This window comes from Pseudomonas sp. Hz4, assembly GCF_054898165.1.
The window spans coordinates 2,796,820-2,815,829 of record NZ_CM142719.1; the positions used below are offsets into that span (position 1 = coordinate 2,796,820).

At 59.9% G+C, this 19,010-nt stretch carries 16 protein-coding genes; all 16 read left to right on the forward strand.

Features of this window, described 5'->3' with window-relative positions; translation table 11 throughout:
- Positions 1-109: 109 nt before the first annotated feature.
- The 16 genes from ACYZTR_RS12800 (at position 110) to ACYZTR_RS12875 (ending at position 19,000) form a co-directional block, all read left to right on the forward strand.
- On the forward strand, positions 110-334 hold the full coding sequence (locus tag ACYZTR_RS12800; RefSeq protein ID WP_461979700.1) for a hypothetical protein: 225 nt from the start codon (positions 110-112) through the stop codon (positions 332-334).
- Complete coding sequence (locus tag ACYZTR_RS12805) at positions 282-509, forward strand: acyl-CoA dehydrogenase family protein (protein WP_461979281.1); 228 nt, start codon at positions 282-284, stop codon at positions 507-509. Before ACYZTR_RS12800 ends, ACYZTR_RS12805 begins: the two co-directional genes overlap by 53 nt.
- Before the next feature lie 552 nt (positions 510-1,061).
- Entirely contained in the window at positions 1,062-3,623 is a 2,562-nt protein-coding gene (gene nirB, locus ACYZTR_RS12810; RefSeq protein WP_461979283.1) for a nitrite reductase large subunit NirB, read from the forward strand.
- Entirely contained in the window at positions 3,623-4,000 is a 378-nt protein-coding gene (nirD, locus tag ACYZTR_RS12815; RefSeq protein WP_461979285.1) for a nitrite reductase small subunit NirD, read from the forward strand. Before nirB ends, nirD begins: the two co-directional genes overlap by 1 nt.
- A gap of 40 nt (positions 4,001-4,040) precedes the next feature.
- Positions 4,041-4,481, forward strand: coding sequence for a CBS domain-containing protein (locus tag ACYZTR_RS12820; RefSeq protein WP_461979288.1), 441 nt, complete (start codon positions 4,041-4,043; stop codon positions 4,479-4,481).
- A gap of 914 nt (positions 4,482-5,395) precedes the next feature.
- Entirely contained in the window at positions 5,396-5,839 is a 444-nt protein-coding gene (locus ACYZTR_RS12825) for a CopD family copper resistance protein (protein ID WP_461979702.1), read from the forward strand.
- A 116-nt stretch (positions 5,840-5,955) separates the two neighbouring features.
- Complete coding sequence (locus tag ACYZTR_RS12830) at positions 5,956-7,302, forward strand: oxygen-independent coproporphyrinogen III oxidase (protein WP_461979290.1); 1,347 nt, start codon at positions 5,956-5,958, stop codon at positions 7,300-7,302.
- 22 nt (positions 7,303-7,324) lie between these two features.
- A complete protein-coding gene (hemN, locus tag ACYZTR_RS12835) occupies positions 7,325-8,713 on the forward strand; it encodes an oxygen-independent coproporphyrinogen III oxidase (protein WP_461979292.1) in 1,389 nt (462 codons plus the stop codon).
- 103 nt (positions 8,714-8,816) lie between these two features.
- The gene (gene nosR / locus ACYZTR_RS12840) at positions 8,817-10,997 is read left to right on the forward strand and encodes a transcriptional regulator NosR (RefSeq protein WP_461979294.1); all 2,181 of its coding nucleotides are present in this window, start codon (positions 8,817-8,819) and stop codon (positions 10,995-10,997) included.
- Positions 10,998-11,050: 53 nt separating this feature from the next.
- The gene (gene nosZ / locus ACYZTR_RS12845; protein WP_461979704.1) at positions 11,051-12,973 is read left to right on the forward strand and encodes a TAT-dependent nitrous-oxide reductase; all 1,923 of its coding nucleotides are present in this window, start codon (positions 11,051-11,053) and stop codon (positions 12,971-12,973) included.
- A 27-nt stretch (positions 12,974-13,000) separates the two neighbouring features.
- A complete protein-coding gene (locus tag ACYZTR_RS12850) occupies positions 13,001-14,293 on the forward strand; it encodes a nitrous oxide reductase family maturation protein NosD (RefSeq protein ID WP_461979296.1) in 1,293 nt (430 codons plus the stop codon).
- Positions 14,290-15,213 carry an ABC transporter ATP-binding protein gene (locus ACYZTR_RS12855; RefSeq protein ID WP_461979298.1) on the forward strand — a complete coding sequence of 308 codons (924 nt, stop codon included), beginning with the start codon at positions 14,290-14,292 and terminating at the stop codon, positions 15,211-15,213. The genes ACYZTR_RS12850 and ACYZTR_RS12855 overlap by 4 nt, the downstream gene beginning before the upstream one ends.
- Positions 15,210-16,040 (forward strand): ABC transporter permease, encoded by an 831-nt coding sequence (locus ACYZTR_RS12860; RefSeq protein WP_461979300.1) that lies wholly within the window; start codon positions 15,210-15,212, stop codon positions 16,038-16,040. Before ACYZTR_RS12855 ends, ACYZTR_RS12860 begins: the two co-directional genes overlap by 4 nt.
- A 34-nt stretch (positions 16,041-16,074) precedes the next feature.
- Positions 16,075-16,581: a nitrous oxide reductase accessory protein NosL gene (locus tag ACYZTR_RS12865; RefSeq protein ID WP_461979301.1), complete on the forward strand. Its 507-nt coding sequence runs from the start codon at positions 16,075-16,077 to the stop codon at positions 16,579-16,581.
- A gap of 110 nt (positions 16,582-16,691) precedes the next feature.
- Positions 16,692-17,435, forward strand: coding sequence for an SDR family NAD(P)-dependent oxidoreductase (locus ACYZTR_RS12870; protein WP_461979302.1), 744 nt, complete (start codon positions 16,692-16,694; stop codon positions 17,433-17,435).
- A 497-nt stretch (positions 17,436-17,932) separates the two neighbouring features.
- Positions 17,933-19,000 carry a WD40/YVTN/BNR-like repeat-containing protein gene (locus tag ACYZTR_RS12875; protein ID WP_461979304.1) on the forward strand — a complete coding sequence of 356 codons (1,068 nt, stop codon included), beginning with the start codon at positions 17,933-17,935 and terminating at the stop codon, positions 18,998-19,000.
- Positions 19,001-19,010: the final 10 nt, after the last annotated feature.

Here is a 19,010-nt window from a genome sequence, read left to right on the forward strand (position 1 = left end):
CGGTGGGCCAGGCAACATTGATTTTGCCTGAGCCAACGCTTTCGCGGGCAAGCCTCGCTAACGAGCAGAAGGCGCCGCGATGGAGTTTGCGTTCAGCGACGAACAGGAAATGATCCGCGCATCGGCCGAGGGCTTTCTCGCCGATGTCTCGGATTCTACCGCCGTGCGAGCGGCGATGATCAGCGAGCGAGGTTTTGACGAGGCACTCTGGCAGCGCTTGTGCCGCGAAATGTACTGGCCGGCGATTCATATTCCCGAAGCGTACGGCGGGCGAACCGCAGGTGGCCGCCGAGCTGCCACTAGCGGCGGCGCTGGCCAAGGCGCATTGCTCTGAAACCTATTTCCATTGCACGTCCGAGTCGATCCAGTTGCACGGCAGCGTCGGTTTCACTTGGGAATACGAACCGCACCTCTACTTCAAGCGCGCCCGTGCCAGCGAAAGCTTTCTCGGGCTGCCTGCCTGGCACCGCGAGCGGATTGTCGCAGTGATTCTTGGAGAGCAGCCATGAAAATCAGTTTCAGTGAGCAGGTGCCCATAGCTTCGGCCTGGAGTATCAAAAGGTCGATGGCGACACGCCCTTCGATTACGTGACCCGTGGCGCCTGCGCCATGCGGTTCATCGTGGGAATGCGGCGCAAGCGGAGCTGGACGCCAATCAGATTCGCCTAGAGATCGAATATCCGCTGGGTGGTAAATTCTGATCCGGATCGGGATAGCCTTCGTGCACTTTTATAAGGCCGCGGGACACTGCGCTGCACTATGCGAAGGCAAATATCGGACTGTAATGGGCCGCCGTGGTCCATGTTTACCTGCGCAAGTACTGCCAATCGCCGACTGGCACAAAGTCTGCAAGACACTGTTCAGGCCCGCTGTGAATGCAGTCGAGTGGGCAGCCCCCTCGGTCAACGACGATCGATTGGCCGAACAGGTCGTGGGCAACATCGGTGGATCCGGCATAGATGCCTGACTTAGCACCGTAAATGAACAGGCAAAGACGCCTGGAACCGCAAGGTTTCAGGCGTTTTTTTTGCTTTTTGAACAGCTATAGACGGGTGTCTCTTATGAATTCCAATGTTGCCTCTTTGAACAAGCTGCAAACGCTGATCGTGATCGGCAATGGCATGGTCGGACATCATTGCGTCGAACAGCTGATCGAACGCGGTGCCCTCGATCACTATCGCCTGCACGTCTTCAGCGAGGAACCGATGCGTGCCTACGACCGTGTGCACCTTTCCGAATATTTTTCCGGCCGTGATGCCGAGTCGCTGGCCCTCGGTGAAGCCTCGCTGTACCAGACCCCGGGCGTCACCCTGCATCTGGGGGTGCCGGTATTGGAAATCGACCGCGTCCGTCGCCAGGTGATCACCGCGCAAGGCTGCGTCACCTACGACAAATTGGTGCTGGCCACCGGGTCCTATCCATTTGTGCCGCCGATCGAAGGCGCCGAGGGCGATTCGCGGCTGGTGTATCGCACCCTTGAAGACCTCGACGCCATCCGTGCCGCGGCGACCAACGCCCGACGCGGTGTGGTGGTCGGCGGCGGCTTGCTGGGCCTGGAAGCGGCCAATGCCCTGAAAACTCTGGGGCTGGAAGCTCATGTGGTGGAGTTCGCCCCGCGCCTGATGCCGGTGCAGCTGGACGAGTACGGTGGCCTGGCGCTCAAGGCGCAGATCGAACGGCTCGGCGTTGGTGTACACCTGTCGCGCGGAACGCAATCGATCAGCGCAGGCGAGGACTACCGCTACCGGATGAACTTCGCCAATGACGAGTTCCTTGAAACCGACCTGATCGTGTTCTCCGCCGGTATCCGTGCGCAAGATGCGCTGGCCCGTCAATGCTCGCTGGAAGTCGGCCCGCGCGGCGGCGTCGTGATTGACGACCAATGCCTGAGCAGCGATCCGAACATCTACGCCATCGGCGAGTGTGCCGCCTGGAATGGCAGCATTTTTGGCCTGGTCGCCCCGGGTTATCAGATGGCGCGCGGCGTCGCGGCACTGTTGTGCAACGAAGCTGCCGAGCCGTTCATGGGTGCGGACATGTCGACCAAGCTCAAGCTGCTGGGCGTCGATGTCGGTTCCATCGGCGACGCGCACGGCAGCACGCCGGGCGCGCGCAGTTATCAGTTCATGGACGAAACCACGGCCAGTTATCGACGCTTGGTGGTGGATGCGACGGGCAAACACGTACTAGGCGCGGTGCTGGTGGGTGACAACAGCTATTACGACACGCTGCTGCAATACATGCAGAACGCGATTGCGCTGCCGGCGGAACCCGCCAGCCTGATTCTGCCGTCGTCCGAAGGCGCGCCGACCCTGGGCCCGGGCGCCTTGCCCGAATCGGCAACGGTGTGCTCGTGCCACAACGTCACCAAGGGTTCCATTTGCTCGGCCATTGACGGTGGTTGCACTGACCTCGGCCTGCTCAAATCGCAGACCAAAGCCTGCACCGGTTGCGGTGGTTGTGCCGGGCTGCTCAAGCAAGTCTTCGAGCATGAGTTGATTGCCCGTGGCGTCAGCGTCGACAAAAGCTTGTGCGAACACTTTGCCTATACCCGTCAGGAACTCTATGCGCTGGTGCGGGTAGAAGGGGTGATCACCTTCGAAGAACTGCTGGCCAAGCATGGCCGCGGCCACACCGGTTGCGACGTCTGCAAACCGGCGGTGGGCTCAATCCTCGCGTCGTGCTGGAATCAGCCGATCATGGACGCCTCGCTGGTGCCGCTGCAGGACACCAACGACACCTTCATGGCCAACATGCAGAAAAACGGCACCTATTCGGTGGTGCCGCGCATCCCCGGTGGTGAGATCACCGCCGACAAACTGATCGCGATCGGTGTGGTGGCGAAGAAATACGACCTCTACACCAAAATCACCGGCGGCCAGCGTATCGACCTGTTTGGCGCGCAGTTGCATGAACTGCCGGACATCTGGGCCGAGCTGATCGAAGCCGGTTTTGAAACCGGGCACGCCTACGGTAAATCCACCCGGACGGTGAAGTCCTGTGTCGGCAGCACCTGGTGCCGTTATGGCGTGCAGGACAGCGTGCAAATGGCCCTGGCCATCGAGGACCGCTACAAGGGCCTGCGCTCACCGCACAAGCTCAAGTTCGCAGTGTCCGGTTGCACCCGGGAATGCGCCGAGGCCCAGAGCAAAGACGTGGGCGTGATCGCCACCGAGAAGGGCTGGAACCTCTACATCGCCGGCAACGGCGGCATGCGACCGCGCCATGCCGAGCTGTTCGCTACCGACCTCGACGATGAAACCCTGATCCGCTACATCGACCGCTTCCTGATGTTCTACATCCGCACCGCCGACAAATTGCAGCGCACCTCGGTGTGGCGCGAAAGCCTGGAAGGCGGCCTCGATTACCTTAAAGAGGTGATCATCAACGACAGCCTTGGGCTGGGTGAAGAGCTCGAGTCGCAGATGCAGTGGGTGGTCAACCGCTATGAATGCGAGTGGGCCAACGCCCTCAAAGACCCGGAAAAACTCAAGCGCTTCCGTACCTTCGTCAACGATAAACGCCCGGACCCGGACATCCACTTTGTCCAGGAACGCGGTCAGCGGCGCCCGATCATGGCCGCCGAACTCAACCTTATCCCTGTCACCGAGGAGATTGCCTGATGAGCCAGTCCAATACCCAACGCATCGATTCCCTGGAAAACACCGATGCCTGGCAATCGGTGTGTGAACAACAGGATCTGGTCAGTAATTCCGGCGTGGTCGTCTGGCTTGACGGCGCGCAAGTGGCGCTGTTCTACCTGCCGGGTGCCGAGGGTCGGACCCTCTACGCCATCGATAACCATGACCCGCAATCCGGGGCGAATGTCATCGGTCGCGGTTTGGTCGGCAGCATCAAGGGTGATCTGGTCGTTGCATCGCCGATTTACAAACAGCATTTCCGTCTTGAGGACGGTAGCTGTCTGGAGTACCCGCAACAGCGTCTGCGTGTCTGGCCTGTGCGCTTGAACGCTGGCGTGGTGCAAGTCGGGGTGGCTTGAAGGTGATCAACAGAATCGCGCAACAGTATCGGAGGCACTGATGAAAACAGCCGCACAATTGCTGAAACTCAAGGTCGTGCAAAACCGCCAGGTGCATAGCATCGCGCCCGATGAAATGGTGCTTGAAGCCCTGAGGATAATGGCCGAAAAGAACGTGGGCGCGCTTCCGGTGATCGAGGACGGGCAGGTGGTCGGCGTGATCAGCGAGCGCGACTATGCGCGCAAGGTCGTTCTGCAGGGGCGTTCCTCGGTCGGTACGCCGGTGCGCGACATCATGAGCGCGCCCGTGGTGACAGCGGACAGTCAGCAGAGTATCGAGCGTTGCATGGCGGTCATGACCGACAGTCATCTGCGCCACCTGCCGGTGGTGGAGGGCGGCGAACTGATTGGCCTGTTATCGATTGGTGATCTGGTCAAAGAAGCCATCGTCGAACAGGCCGATTTGATTCGGCAACTGGAGCATTACATTCGCGGGCACTGAACGGGTCGGCGCCTCGGTGAGTGGTAATGCTGTTCACCTAAGGTTGGGGTACATATCCGGTTCTTCGGTCACGGCTGCTGGCGGTTTCGCTTTTACAGCGAGTCACTTGGAACAGCCCCAAGTAACCAAGGGCTTTTGCCCCGCCATTCGGTGCCTCGCTTAGGCTCGGCATGCCCTCACTCCGGCATTGCTCCGGGGGCCCGCCGCCATCGGCCATCCATGGCCGGGGGCGGCTACCGCGGCATCCTTGCCGCGGTGCCCCCTGCGCAACGCCTGCGTTCGGCCTCTGGGAAAGGGGCGGCAGATCTGAAGCCAAAGCAAAGCAACGGCAAGATCAACAGCTTCGCGAGCAAGCCCGCTCACATAAAGTAGATCGGCGTACAGCTTTTGCTTCTCACCACTCAGCAGGTCGAGCGTTAGCTCGCCAGCAGCTTTTGATCTTGATGCACCGCCCCCTCGAGAGGCCGAGTGGAGGTTCTGCGCAGTGGGCAACCCGGCATGGATGCCGGGTTAGCCGCCCCCGGCCATGGATGGCCGATGGCGGCGGGCCCACGGAGCAGGACCGGAGCGAGGGCATGCCGAGCCCAGGCGAGGCACCGAACGAAAGGGGCAAGAGCCCTTGGTTACTTGGGGCTCTTCCAAGTGACCCGCCGTAAGGGCGGAACCCTAAGCCGCCGTGACCGCAGAAACGGATATACACACGATCAACAAAACACAGGTCGGCTCTTGATCCACCGCCCCCTCGCTACCCATGTGTGTGCCTGGAAACACCAAACTTGGGGGTTTTGCGGCTTTCTTGATCGGTGTCAACCGCATGGCCAGGCGGGCTCTGTAGTCTCCAGAGACCGACAGCCAGTGCGCTCACCCCCATGTTCGCCGTAGCGCGGGTTGCCTTGACTCAAGGCGAAAACTCCATGATCTATCCGCTGATTCTGACCTTGCATCTGTTTGCCGCGCTGATCTTCATCGGCACGGTGTTCTTCGAAGTGCTGTTCCTGGAAAGCATCCGCAAACAGTTACCCGCCAGGGTGATGCTGCTGGTGGAGCAGGGTATCGGTCGCCGGGCCCGTTCGCTGATGCCGTGGGTGCTGCTGGTGTTGTTCGGTGCGGGACTGGGCATGGTCTGGTTGCGTTACTTGCCAGCCCTTGCCTCACCATTGGCCTCATCGTTTGGCACATTGCTGGCGATGAAAATCGCGGTGGCCGTGAGTGTGCTGCTGCATTTCCTGGGCGCCATGTTTTTGTTCAAAAGCGGCCGAATGAGCCCACGATACCTGCACTTCATCCATGGCAGCCTGTTTTGCCACATGGTCGTTATCGTGCTGCTGGCCAAGGGAATGTTTTACCTGACGTGGTAATCGGGTCTGACCGGTGGTCCGTTGTGCAGACACTTCGCTTGCGCTTGATGTAAATCAAGGAGCATTGATGGTTAAACCCGGAGACTGAAAATCCGCAGCCAGTCTCGGAGTCCGTCATGCTCGATTTATTTCACAACCCAGGCGAATTGATCGCTCGGTGCGATCAAGGCGTGCTTGACCCCAACTGTCATGCCGACACGCAAAAATTTCATGACGGTATTGGCTCTCTGGATCTGCTTCGTGCGGTGCGCGTCAGCCGCCAGAAGTGCCGTCCGCTGTCCCTGAACGTGCAGCTGCCTTCCAGCCTCATGCCGTCTTCCTGTGCCCCGCGCGATATCGCCGGCGAGCACAGCGGCATCGAGCAGTACCTTCAGCGCCTGGAGCGTGAAATCGACCTCGTCGGTTGTCACCTGGGTGCGGAGCAACGGGTCGAGCAGTTTCATTTGGGGGGCGGAACACCCACGGCTGCCCATCTGGAGCGGCTGATGAATCATCTGCGTGGCCGGTTCAACTTTCTCGAACATGAATGCGGCGACTACAGCGTCGAGGTGGACCTTCACCCTACCGACTGGTCGACCATGGGGTTGCTGCGCGACCAGGGTTTCAATCATGTGAGCATTGGCGTTCCCGACATCGAGGCCGACTGTGACAGGTCGGTGGCCTGCTACCAGAACCCGGCGCCGATCCACTCGCTCATGGATGCCGCTCGCACCTTTGGTTTTCGATCAATCAACGTCGATCTGGGTTTTGGCCATGCCTGGCAGACGCCAGACAGTTTTGCGCTGAAACTGGCGACCATTATCGAACTGGAGCCGGATCGGCTGATGGTGTTCGATTATGCCCGGCCACCACGGCGCTATCGGCCGGTGCTCGGTGACAACGTCAGAGAACTGTGCAGCCAGGACGATAAAGGCGCGATGCGCCAGATCTGCTTTGAGCAATTGATGTGCGCGGGTTATCACTACATCGGTCTGGGGCAGTTTGTCCGGCCTGATGATGATCTGGCGGTCGCCCAGGAGCGAGGCCGGTTACGCCGTACCTGTGATGGTTTTTCCCGTCACGGCTATTGCGATCACGTCGGATTCGGTTTGGGTGCCATCAGTCAGATCGACGATTTGTACACGCAAAACACCGACGAGCTTGAACGTTATCAGCAGCAGCTGGACATGAGGCAATTGCCGACGTGTCGCGGCTGGCGCATCGAGGCGGGGGATCAGATCAGGCACATGGTCATGGAGCGTCTGGCCTGTGATCAGGAGTTGGATATCCGCGCCATCGAGAGGCGCTATGGGCTGGTTTTTTCTAAGTATTTCTGCGCTGTCTGGCCGTTGCTGGAGCAATTGAGCCGTGATGGATTGATTGAGTTGTCAGACCGTTTCATCAGCATTCTTCCCGCCGGTCGGTCGGAAGTGGATGCCATCTGCAGCCTGTTTGAAAAGGATTTGGGCGATGCAAAGCATTAACCCACCTGCGAGTTGATTGATCATGAAACCTTCATTCGATTTCAATCGCGCCCTGGTCGAAAAGTATGACCGCCCCGGGCCGCGCTATACCTCTTATCCCACGGCGCCGCAATTTCATCAGGCGTTTGCCGTTGACGACTATCAGCGTGCCGCCCGCGACAGCAATCAGGTGCCTGCGCCAAAACCGTTGTCGGTGTACATCCACATTCCGTTCTGCAAGAGCCTTTGTTACTACTGCGCCTGCAACAAAATCATTACCCAGAAAACCCATCGCGCCGTCGAGTACCTGAAGTACCTCAAGCGTGAAATCGCGATGCAGGCAGCCTTGTTCGACGGCACGCGCAAACTCACACAGCTGCACCTGGGTGGCGGCACACCGACCTATTTGACCAGTGAGCAACTGGCGGACCTGATGGACTGCCTGCACCAGGCGTTCAACATGGATGACAGCGATGACCATGAGTTTTCCATCGAGGTCGACCCGCGCACCATCAGTACCGAGCAGATCCAGTCGTTGCGCCAGCTTGGGTTCAATCGCCTGAGCTTCGGCGTGCAGGATTTCGACCCCGACGTGCAGGCAGCGGTCAATCGCCAGCAAAGTGAAGAGCAGATTTATGCGCTGGTGGCTGCGGCGCGCGAGGCGCAATTCAAGTCGATTAGCGTCGACCTTATCTATGGCCTGCCACTGCAAACCGTGAACAGTTTCGACGTCACCCTCAGCAAGATCATCGCGCTGCGTCCGGACCGGATTGCCGCCTACAGCTACGCGCATTTGCCGGAGATGGTCCGTGCACAACGACTGATTCGCCCCGCCGATATGCCGCCACCGGAGCGCAAACTAGAACTGCTCGAGCTGACTATCCGCCGTCTGACCGAGGCCGGTTACGTCTATATCGGCATGGATCATTTCGCCTTGCCGGATGACGAGCTGGCGCTGGCCCGGGCCAATGGCACCCTGCAGCGTAACTTTCAGGGCTATTCCACCCATGCCGACTGCGATTTGATCGGCCTTGGCGTGTCGTCGATCGGCAAGGTCGGTGACAGCTACAGCCAAAGCGTCAAGGAGCTTTCGCAGTACTACGCCCGTATCGATCAAGGGTTGTTGCCGGTGCATCGGGGTTACCGCTTGAACGCCGACGACTTGCTGCGCCGAGAGGTGATCAGCGACCTGATGTGCCATGGCCGTATCGCGTTCGACAAGTATGAAGCGCGTCATGGCATTCGCTTTGCCGAGTATTTTGCTGAGGCGCTGGCGCAGCTGGACGAGCATGTGCGCGATGGATTGCTGCAGATTCATCACGACGAATTGGTGCTGTTGCCGCAAGGGCATTTGATGATGCGCAGTGCCGCGATGGCGTTTGACGCCTATCTGGGTGGTGAACAAAAAGGGCAGTTTTCACGCACCGTCTGAGACATTGGGTGTGTCCTATAACGACTTATGTTGATTTCAATCAAGGGCAGGGGGCGCAACGCTCCCTAACATGACCGCAAGCCCTTTTGAAATCAGCGAGCCCATGACAATCCATCAGCCTTCGATACACGGCAACCTGCGCGCCTGGGGCGTCGGGCTGGTGGTCCTGCTGATACTGATGCTCGCCACCTTCGACGGAGTTCAGGCCAAGCAATACGGCGACATCGAGCAGCAGCGCATCGAGAAAACCTTCCCTCAGACCGACTCGGTTTCCGCCCCCGAAGGCCCGTTCAAGGTGCGCACGCTGTCCGCCGCCGGCAAGGTGCTCGGCTATGTTTTCCAGAGCCTGGACGTGGTGGATATTCCGGCCTACTCGGGCAAACCGATCAACACCCAAGTGATCCTCGACACCGCCGGCATGATTCAGGATGCCTATGTGCTGGAGCACCACGAGCCGATTTTGCTGATTGGCATCCCTGAGGCAAAACTTCACGGCTTCAGCGCCAAATACAAAGGCATCAAGGTCAGTCAGCGGGTCGTCGTCGGCCATTCCAGCGATCCGAATGCGGTCACCGTCGATGCGATTGCAGGGGCCACCGTCACGGCGATGGTGGTCAACGAGGTCATCATGCGCGCCGCCCACGAAGTGGCCGTGTCACTTAAGTTGATCGCGGACACGGGCGGTGCGGCGCGCAAACCCGCCACCGTGCGCCAGGACTTTTTCGAGCCTGCCACCTGGGAACAACTGACCGGCAACGGCGCCATCCGCCGCTTGAACCTGACCCGTGGCCAGGTCGACACCGCCTTCAAGGGCACCGAAGCCGAAGGCGTCGACAACGCCAGCGCCGATCAGGTTGATGAGACCTTTATCGAGCTGTACACCGCCGACTTGAATCCGCCGACCATCGGCCGCGCGCTGCTGGGCGACAATCAGTATCGCTTTCTCATGCAAGACCTCAAACCTGGCGAGCAGGCCATCGCGGTGCTGGGTCGTGGGCTGTTTTCCTATAAAGGCTCGGGGTATGTGCGCGGCGGTATTTTCGATCGGGTGCAACTGCGTCAGTTCGGCAACGTCATCAGTTTTCGCGACATGGACCACCAGCGGCTCTCGGATGTGTTTGCCAAAGGCATGCCCGAGTTCACTGAGATGTCGATTTTCATTGTGCGCGAACCGGCGAAGTTCGATCCGGGATCGCCCTGGTCCCTGGAATTGCTAGTGCGTCGTCAGACCGGCCCGGTCAGTGGCACGTTCAGCAGCTTCGAACTGCCTTATCAACTGCCCGAGCCGTACCTTGAACGGCCACTGCCCAGCGCCGAAGAACGGGCCGCCCTCGAGGAAGCCGGTCGGCCAATGTGGTTGACCATCTGGTACCAGAAACACTTCCAGATCGCCGTGCTCGGGACCGCGTTGCTGCTGCTGACGGCCATCCTGTTCCTGCAAGACAAGTTCACCCGTCGGCCGCATTTTCTGCACTGGCTGCGCCGGGGTTACCTGGTCTTTACCGTGGTGTTTCTCGGCTGGTATGCGCTGGGGCAGTTGTCGGTGGTCAATGTCCTGACCTTTGTCCATGCGCTGTTCGATCATTTTCGCTGGGAGCTGTTTCTCACCGATCCGCTGATCTTCATGCTCTGGGTCTTCACCGCAGCGAGCATTCTGTTGTGGGGCCGCGGCGTGTTCTGCGGTTGGCTGTGCCCGTTTGGCGCCTTGCAAGAGTTGATCAACGAGGCCGCACGCAAGCTGAAAATCCCTCAATACGAATTGCCGTTCGCGGTGCATGAGCGCTTGTGGGCGATCAAATACATTATTTTGCTGCTGCTGTTCGGCCTCTCCCTGGAGTCGATGTCCACCGCCGAACTGTTCGCTGAGGTGGAACCGTTCAAGACCGCCATCACCCTCAGGTTCGACCGCCAGTGGTGGTTCGTGCTCTACGCGGTGGCGCTGCTGGTCATCAATCTCTTCACGCGCAAAGTCTATTGCCGCTACATCTGCCCCTTGGGCGCGGCGCTGGCGATTCCGAGCAAATTGCGCCTGTTCGACTGGCTCAAACGCCGCAAGGACTGCGGCACGCCTTGCCAACTGTGCGCCAAGGAATGTGAGATCCAGGCGATCCATCCCGATGGCCGGATCAATGCCAACGAGTGCCACTACTGCCTCGATTGCCAGATGACTTACCAGAACGAGAACAAATGCCCGCCGCTGATTAACAAGCGTAAGAAGCGCGGCAAGCCGGCACCCGCCGCTGTGCAGCTGATACCAGTCGTGGAAGTCACCGCTCTGCAATGAACCCCGCGAGCGCCTGTGCGCAGCGACCGTTTTTATCCCTTCAAGGAACACACCTGATGAACGACACAGAATCCAAAAAAACCACTGAAGTGCCGGAACCGACCGGCCTCAGTCGTCGCGGCTTCCTGGGCACCAGTGCGGTCACCGGCGCGGTACTGGCCGGTGCCACGGCCATCGGCGGCGCGGTCTTCACTCGCGAGACCTGGGCGGCAGCGGCCAAGGACGCGCAACTGAAAACCCACGTCGGGCCGGGCGAACTGGATCAGTACTACGGTTTCTGGAGCGGCGGTCATCAGGGTGAAGTGCGGATCATGGGCATTCCGTCGATGCGCGAGTTGTTGCGTGTCCCGGTGTTCAACGTCGATTCCGCCACCGGCTGGGGCCTGACCAACGAAAGCAAACGGATCATGGGCGACAGCGCGCATTTCCAGAATGGCGACTGCCACCACCCGCATTTGTCCATGACCGACGGCAAGTACGACGGCAAGTACCTGTTCATCAATGACAAAGCCAACAGCCGCGTTGCGCGTATCCGTCTGGACATCATGAAGTGCGACAAGATGCTCACCGTGCCCAACGTTCAGGCCGTTCACGGGCTGCGCCTGCAGAAAGTGCCGCACACCCAGTACGTATTCGCCAATGCCGAGTTCGTCATTCCGCACCCCAATGACGGCAGTACCTTCGACCTGCAGGACAAAAACAGCTACACGATGTTCAACGCCATTGATGCCGAGAAGATGGAGATGGCCTTCCAGGTCATCGTCGACGGCAACCTGGATAACACCGACGCCGACTACACCGGCAAGTACGCGGCTTCGACCTGCTACAACTCGGAGAAGGCCTACGACCTGGGCGGCATGATGCGCAATGAGCGTGACTGGGTGGTGGTGTTCAACATCCAGCGCATCGAAGCGGCGATCAAGGCGGGCAAGTTCATTACCCTGGACGGCTCCAAAGTCCCGGTGGTCGACGGTCGTAAAAACGAGGGCAAGGACAGCGCGTTCACGCGTTATATCCCCGTGCCGAAGAACCCCCACGGGATCAACATGACGCCCGATGGCAAGTACTTCATTGCCGCCGGCAAACTCTCGCCCACTTGCACGATCATCGCCACCGCCAAGCTCGATGATCTGTTCGACGACAAACTAAAGGACCCGCGTGACGCGGTGGTCGGCGAACCGGAACTGGGTCTGGGCCCGCTTCACACCACCTACGACGGCCGCGGTAATGCCTACACCACGCTGTTTATCGACAGTCAGGTGGTGAAGTGGAACGTGGAGGAGGCCGTTCGCGCCTACACCGGCGAGAAGGTCAACTACATCAAGCAGAAACTCGACGTGCAGTACCAACCGGGCCACAACCATGCGTCGCTGACCGAAACCCGTGAGGCCGACGGTCAATGGTTGATGGTCCTCAGCAAGTTTTCCAAAGACCGCTTCCTGCCGACCGGCCCGCTGCACCCGGAAAACGATCAGCTGATCGATATTTCCGGCGAGGAAATGAAACTGGTGCACGACGGCCCGGCCTTCGCCGAACCCCACGATTGCATCATGGCCCGTCGTGATCAAATCAGGACCAAAAAAATCTGGGACCGCAACGACCCGTTTTTCGCCGAAACCGTGGTGATCGCCACCAAAGACGGGATCAAGCTGGAGACCGACAACAAGGTCATCCGCGACGGTAACAAAGTCCGCGTCTACATGACCTCGATGGCTCCGGCTTACGGCCTGCCGGAATTCACCGTCAAACAGGGCAACGAGGTCACCGTAATCATCACCAACATCGACAAGATTGAAGACGTGACCCATGGCTTTGTGATGACCAACCACGGGGTGAGCATGGAGATCAGCCCGCAACAGACTTCGTCGATCACGTTCACTGCCGACAAGGCTGGCCTGCATTGGTACTACTGCAGCTGGTTCTGCCATGCGCTGCACATGGAAATGGTCGGCCGCATGCTGGTCGAGAAGGCCTGACGGTTGCCCATCGACAGGAGCGGGCCAATGACCGATTTCAAGCAAACCCCGATGAAGGTCATTGCGCTGGCGCTCCTGTCGATTGGCGGCAGCGCGCTGGCGGCGGTGCAACCCGTCACTAGCTTGCCGTTGAAGCTGGACGCCGAGCAACGCTGGCACCTGCCGGCGGGAGAATACCGCGGCTCGTTCAGCGTCGATCAACCGATGCAGATTGTCTGCGAGCCGGGCGCGGTGTTCCAGGGAGAGGGGCAGGGCAACGGCTTGATCATCAGTGCGCCGGATGTCGGCATCGAGGGCTGCACTTTTCTGGATTGGGGGCACGACCTCACCGCCATGAACGCGGCGCTGTTCATCCAGCCCAAAGCCCATGGCGCGGTGATTAAAGGCAATCGCCTGCAAGGCCAGGGTTTCGGTATCTGGGTCGACGGCACTCAGGATGTGAGCCTGATCGACAACCGCATTCAGGGTGATCCGACGATGCGCTCGCAGGATCGTGGCAACGGCATTCATCTGTATGCCGTGCATGGCGCCAAGGTCATTGGCAATCAGGTCCGCGACACCCGCGACGGCATCTACATCGACACCTCGAACGGCAACCTGCTGCAGGGCAATACCCTGGAAGACCTGCGCTACGGCGTGCATTACATGTTCGCCAACGATAACCAACTGATCGGCAACACCACCCGCCGCACCCGTACCGGCTACGCCCTGATGCAAAGCCGCAAGCTCACGGTGATCGGCAATCGCTCCGAGCAGGATCAGAACTACGGGATCCTGATGAACTACATCACCTATTCAACCTTGCGCGACAACTTCGTCACTGACGTGCGCGACGGCTCGACCGGCGACAGCATGATCAGCGGTGCCGAGGGCAAGGCGTTGTTCATCTACAACTCGCTGTTCAACAGCATTGAACACAATCACTTCGAGCACAGCGCCGTGGGCATCCATCTCACCGCAGGCTCGGAAGATAACCGCATCGCCGACAACGCATTTGTCGGCAATCACCGGCAGGTCAAATACGTCGCCACCCGCTTGCAGGAATGGTCGGCGGATGGCCGAGGCAATTACTGGAGCGATTATCTGGGCTGGGACCGCAACAACGATGGCCTCGGCGATATCGCCTACGAACCCAATGACAACGTCGACCGTCTGCTGTGGCTGTACCCGCAGGTGCGGCTGTTGATGAACAGCCCCGGTATCGAGTTGCTGCGCTGGGTGCAACGAGCCTTTCCGGTGATGAAATCGCCGGGTGTGCTGGACAGTCATCCGCTGATGAAGTCATCCACTCAAACCCTGACCCAGGAGCCCGCCGCATGAACGTCATCGATATAGAAGGCGTCAGCCAGCGTTATGGGCACGCCACCGTGTTGCATCAGCTCAACCTCCGCCTGGCGGAAGGTGAAGTGCTGGGTTTGTTCGGGCACAACGGCGCGGGCAAGACCACCAGCATGAAACTGGTGCTTGGCCTGCTCCAGCCCAGCGAAGGGCACGTCCGGGTGTTCGGTCGTTTGCCCAGTGACCCCCACGTGCGGCGCCTGCTCGGTTATCTGCCGGAGAACGTGACCTTTTACCCGCAGCTGAGCGGTCGTGAAACCTTGCGCCATTTCGCGCGACTCAAAGGCGCAGCGCCCGCTCAGGTGGAAGTGCTGCTCGAGGAAGTCGGCCTGGCGGGTGCGGCGCATCGACGGGTCAAGACCTACTCCAAAGGCATGCGTCAACGCTTGGGGCTGGCGCAAGCGCTGCTCGGCGAGCCGCGTTTGTTGCTGCTCGACGAGCCGACCGTCGGCCTCGATCCCATCGCTACCCAGGATCTGTATCGCTTGCTCGATCGCCTGCGCATCCAGGGCACCAGCATCATTCTCTGTTCTCACGTGTTGCCGGGCGTCGAGGCGCATATCAACCGCGCAGCGATTCTGACCCAGGGTCGCCTGCTGGCCCTCGGCAGTCTGCGCAGTTTGCGTGAGGAAGCCGGGTTGCCGACGCTGATTCGCGCCAACGGGCTCAAGCACGCCGGGCCCTTGCAGCAACGCTGGAACGACGCGGGTCACGTCACCCAGCGCTGGGGTGTCGAAGGTCTTGAAGTGGCCGCGCTCAATGGCAACAAGCTCGGGCTGTTGCGCCAACTGCTCAATGAAGACGAACCGGCCGACGTGGAAATCCATCAGCCGTCTCTGGAAGATATCTACCGCTACTACATGAGCCGCGCCGGTGCAGCGCCGATCGGGGAGGCCGTATGAACGCTGTCTGGAACATGGCCCGCAAGGAATTCAGCGACGGTTTGCGCAATCGCTGGTTGTTGGCGATCAGTGTGTTGTTCGCGGTGCTGGCCATCGGCATCGCCTGGCTGGGCGCGGCGGCCTCCGGGCAATTGGGTTTTACTTCGGTGCCGGCCACCATCGCCAGCCTCGCCAGTCTGGCAACGTTCCTGATGCCGTTGATTGCGTTGCTGTTGGCCTATGACGCCATCGTCGGCGAGGACGAGAGCGGCACGTTGCTGCTGTTGCTGACCTACCCCCTGGGCCGCGGGCAGATTCTGCTCGGCAAGTTTGTCGGCCACGGGTTGATCCTGGCGCTGTCGACGTTGATCGGTTTCGGTTGCGCGATGCTGGCCATTGCCGTGTTGGTGGACGATGTCGAACTGAGCCTGCTGCTCTGGGCCTTCGGCCGTTTCATGGCGTCGTCGACGTTACTGGGCTGGGGTTTTCTTGGGCTGGCCTATGTGCTGAGTAGTGTGTCTGCCGAGAAATCCACGGCGGCCGGGCTGGCGCTGGGTGTCTGGTTCTTTTTCGTGCTGGTGTTCGACCTGGCACTGCTGGCGCTGCTGGTGCTCAGCGAGGGGCAGTTCAACCCGAAAGTGCTGCCCTGGTTGCTGCTGCTCAACCCCGCTGACATCTATCGCCTGATCAACCTTTCCGGTTTTGAACCCGGCGCCCCTGCCGCTGGAGTGCTGACCCTGGGCAGCGATTTACCGATGCCGGGTTCGATGCTCTGGCTGTGCCTGTCGCTGTGGGTGGCGGCGCCACTGGGCTCGGCCTGGCTGTTGTTCCGTCGCCGGGCGACATGAATTTCCCCTTTGATGATTTTTGGAGTCACTGACGATGAGTACGTTTTATCTGACGACGGTGCGCGTGGTGGCGGGCCTGATGATGTGTCTGTTGCTGACGGCCTGTGACAATCCGGCGCAAGCCACCTACAGCGACGCCGCGGCAGCCTTTCATCCCAGTGATGAATGCCACGTCTGCGGGATGATCATCAACGGATTCCCCGGGCCCAAGGGCGAAGTGGTCGAACCGGCCGGGATCAAGAAGTTCTGCTCCACGGCGGAAATGATCGGTTGGTGGTTGCAGCCGGAAAATCATCATGGCGATGCAAAACTGTATGTCCACGACATGGGCCGCAGTCCGTGGAATGCGCCGGATGACGCCCACCTGATTGACGCCAAGGACGCGTTTTACGTGGTCGGCACCCAACTCAAAGGCGCGATGGGCGTGGTGCTGGCGTCCTTCTCCAGCCGGGAGGCTGCTGAAAAGCTTGCCGCAGAACAGGGTGGTGGTCGCTTGCTGCGCTTTAGTGAGATCACTCCCGCGCTGCTGCAACAACACTAGCGTCGTCGAGAAAATCTGATCGCCGTCAAGTCGGTATTTCTTCATCTGCTCAAAGATAGGCGTTCGCTACGTCCCCAGTGCTAGGCATCCGCGATGTCCAGGAGTAAATGATGAAAACCGAGTTTCAGGATCGTTTGGCGGTGGTCACGGGTGCCAGCTCCGGGATTGGTCTGGCGCTGTGCGCCGCGTTGTTACCGCGCGGCGTCAAGGTGCTGGCGATGTCACGGACCCTGGGTGAACTGCCGGCCTTGCAGCAGATCTACGGCGAACGGTTGCAGTGGTTTGCCGGGGACGTCACGAATCAGCAAGACCTGCGCGAGCTGGCCGAGCGCGCTGCGGCGCTGGGCCCCGTGGACTATCTGGTGCCCAACGCGGGGATCGCAGAAATGGCCGACAGCCTGGATATGCAGGCTTTCCAGCGCCAGTGGGCGGTCAACGGCGCCGGGGCGTTGAACACCCTGGCGGCGTTGCGGGGTGAATTGGCGAGTCCGGCGTCGGTGGTGTTTGTCGGGAGTTTCCTGACCGGTTCGAGCTTCCCCGGGCTGGCCGCCTGCATTGCCAGCAAGGCCGCGCTCGCGGCTCAGGCACGCACGCTGGCGGTGGAATTCGCGAGCTTTGATGTGCGCATCAATCTGGTCTCCCCGGGACCGACCGCCACCTCGATGTGGGACAACCTGGGGTTGAGCGAGGATCAGCTTGAAGACGTCGCTACCCACCTCACCAAACGCCTGGTGCCCGGTCATTTTCTCGACGCGGCGGCGGTGGCCAATGTGATTGTCTTTCAACTGTCGCAAGGTGCTCGCGGTGTTTACGGTCAGGACTGGAAGGTCGATAACGGTTACACCTTGGGCTGAAGGGTAAATACACACTTGGGTGTAATGCTGTTCACTTAAGAAAATAGATCAGAATAATGAAATGGCTACCCCGCCGCCCCCTGTGATCGCCCACTAAGCTTTCACAGGGGGCTCATCGGAGACCGTTGCCATGAACAAAGTAGCTATTGCCGCCATCGACGTGTTTTGCTGGCTACCTTGGCGGCGCTCTATGACAAGGTCAGCCGCACAGAACCCGCGTTGCTGCGGGCCTTGGTCACCGGTAGCCAAAACCCGAAACCCAATCACCCTTCCTGATACCCAAACATTCAGCCAGCCCGCATATCCCCCAGGTTAACAAAAGATAACGTGGCGTCGATTGTCAGACCTTTCCAAACCCCGATAGGATAAGCCAGCTTCCGAAGGGGCTCTAGATTGCATATTCCAGGACTATGCTCCAGAAAAGACAATCCAAAAGAGCAGCCCTTACGGCGCCCTGAAAGGTTGAACGACCTAACAATAATAATGGGGGAAGGTCTATGAGTGAGCCTGTCATGGGTGTGGGTATTTGCCGCCCGCCGGCATTACGCAAATTCGCGTTGCTGGCTACAGCGCTCTCGCTGTTGGGCTGTGCCGTGCTGTCGGCACCTGTACTGGCCGCTGCTGCGCCAGCATCCGACATTGTTTATTCCGTTGAGTCTGCCAAAGCCAGCAAGAGCCTGATGCTCGACGTCGTGCACGCCGGCAAGCGCCTGGTGGCGGTCGGGGATCGCGGGCACATTCTGTATTCCGATGACCAGGGCGCGACCTGGACCCAGGCCAAGGTGCCGACCCGGCAACTCCTGACCTCAGTATTTTTTGTCGACGACAAACACGGTTGGGCCGTCGGCCATGACGCTCAGATCCTCGCCAGCGAGGACGGTGGCGTCACCTGGACCAAGCAATTTGAAGACCTGAAACGCGAATCGCCGCTGCTCGACGTCTGGTTCAAGGACGTCACCAGCGGCTTTGCCGTGGGCGCTTATGGTGCGCTGCTGGAAACCACCGACGGCGGCAAGCACTGGGAAGACGCCAGCGATCGCCTCGACAACGAAGACCAGTACCACCTCAACGCCATTGCCGCGGTCAAGGATACCGGTCTGTTCATCGTCGGTGAGCAGGGCAGCATGTTCCGCTCCGCCGATTGGGGCCAGACCTGGGAGAAGCTTGAAGGCCCATACGAAGGTTCGCTGTTCGGTGTGATCGGCACCGCTCAGGCCAATACGCTGCTGGCCTACGGGCTGCGGGGCAATCTGTTTCGCTCCACCGATTTCGGCACCACCTGGGAGCCAATCGAGTTGAAGGCGGCTCGTGGTGCGCTGGAATTTGGTCTATCCGGCGCCACGCTACTCGACGACGGTTCTATCGTGATCGTCGGTAACGGCGGCTCCGTGATCCGCAGCAACGACAACGGCGAAACCTTCAGCGTGTTCAATCGTCCGGATCGTATTTCCGTTTCGGCGGTGACTGCGGCTGGCAACGGCAATCTGATTCTGGCAGGACAGGGTGGCGTTCGCGTCACTTCGCCAACCGGCGCAGAGAATGGAAAAAATGGGTCGTCCAAATGAGCCGGGCAAA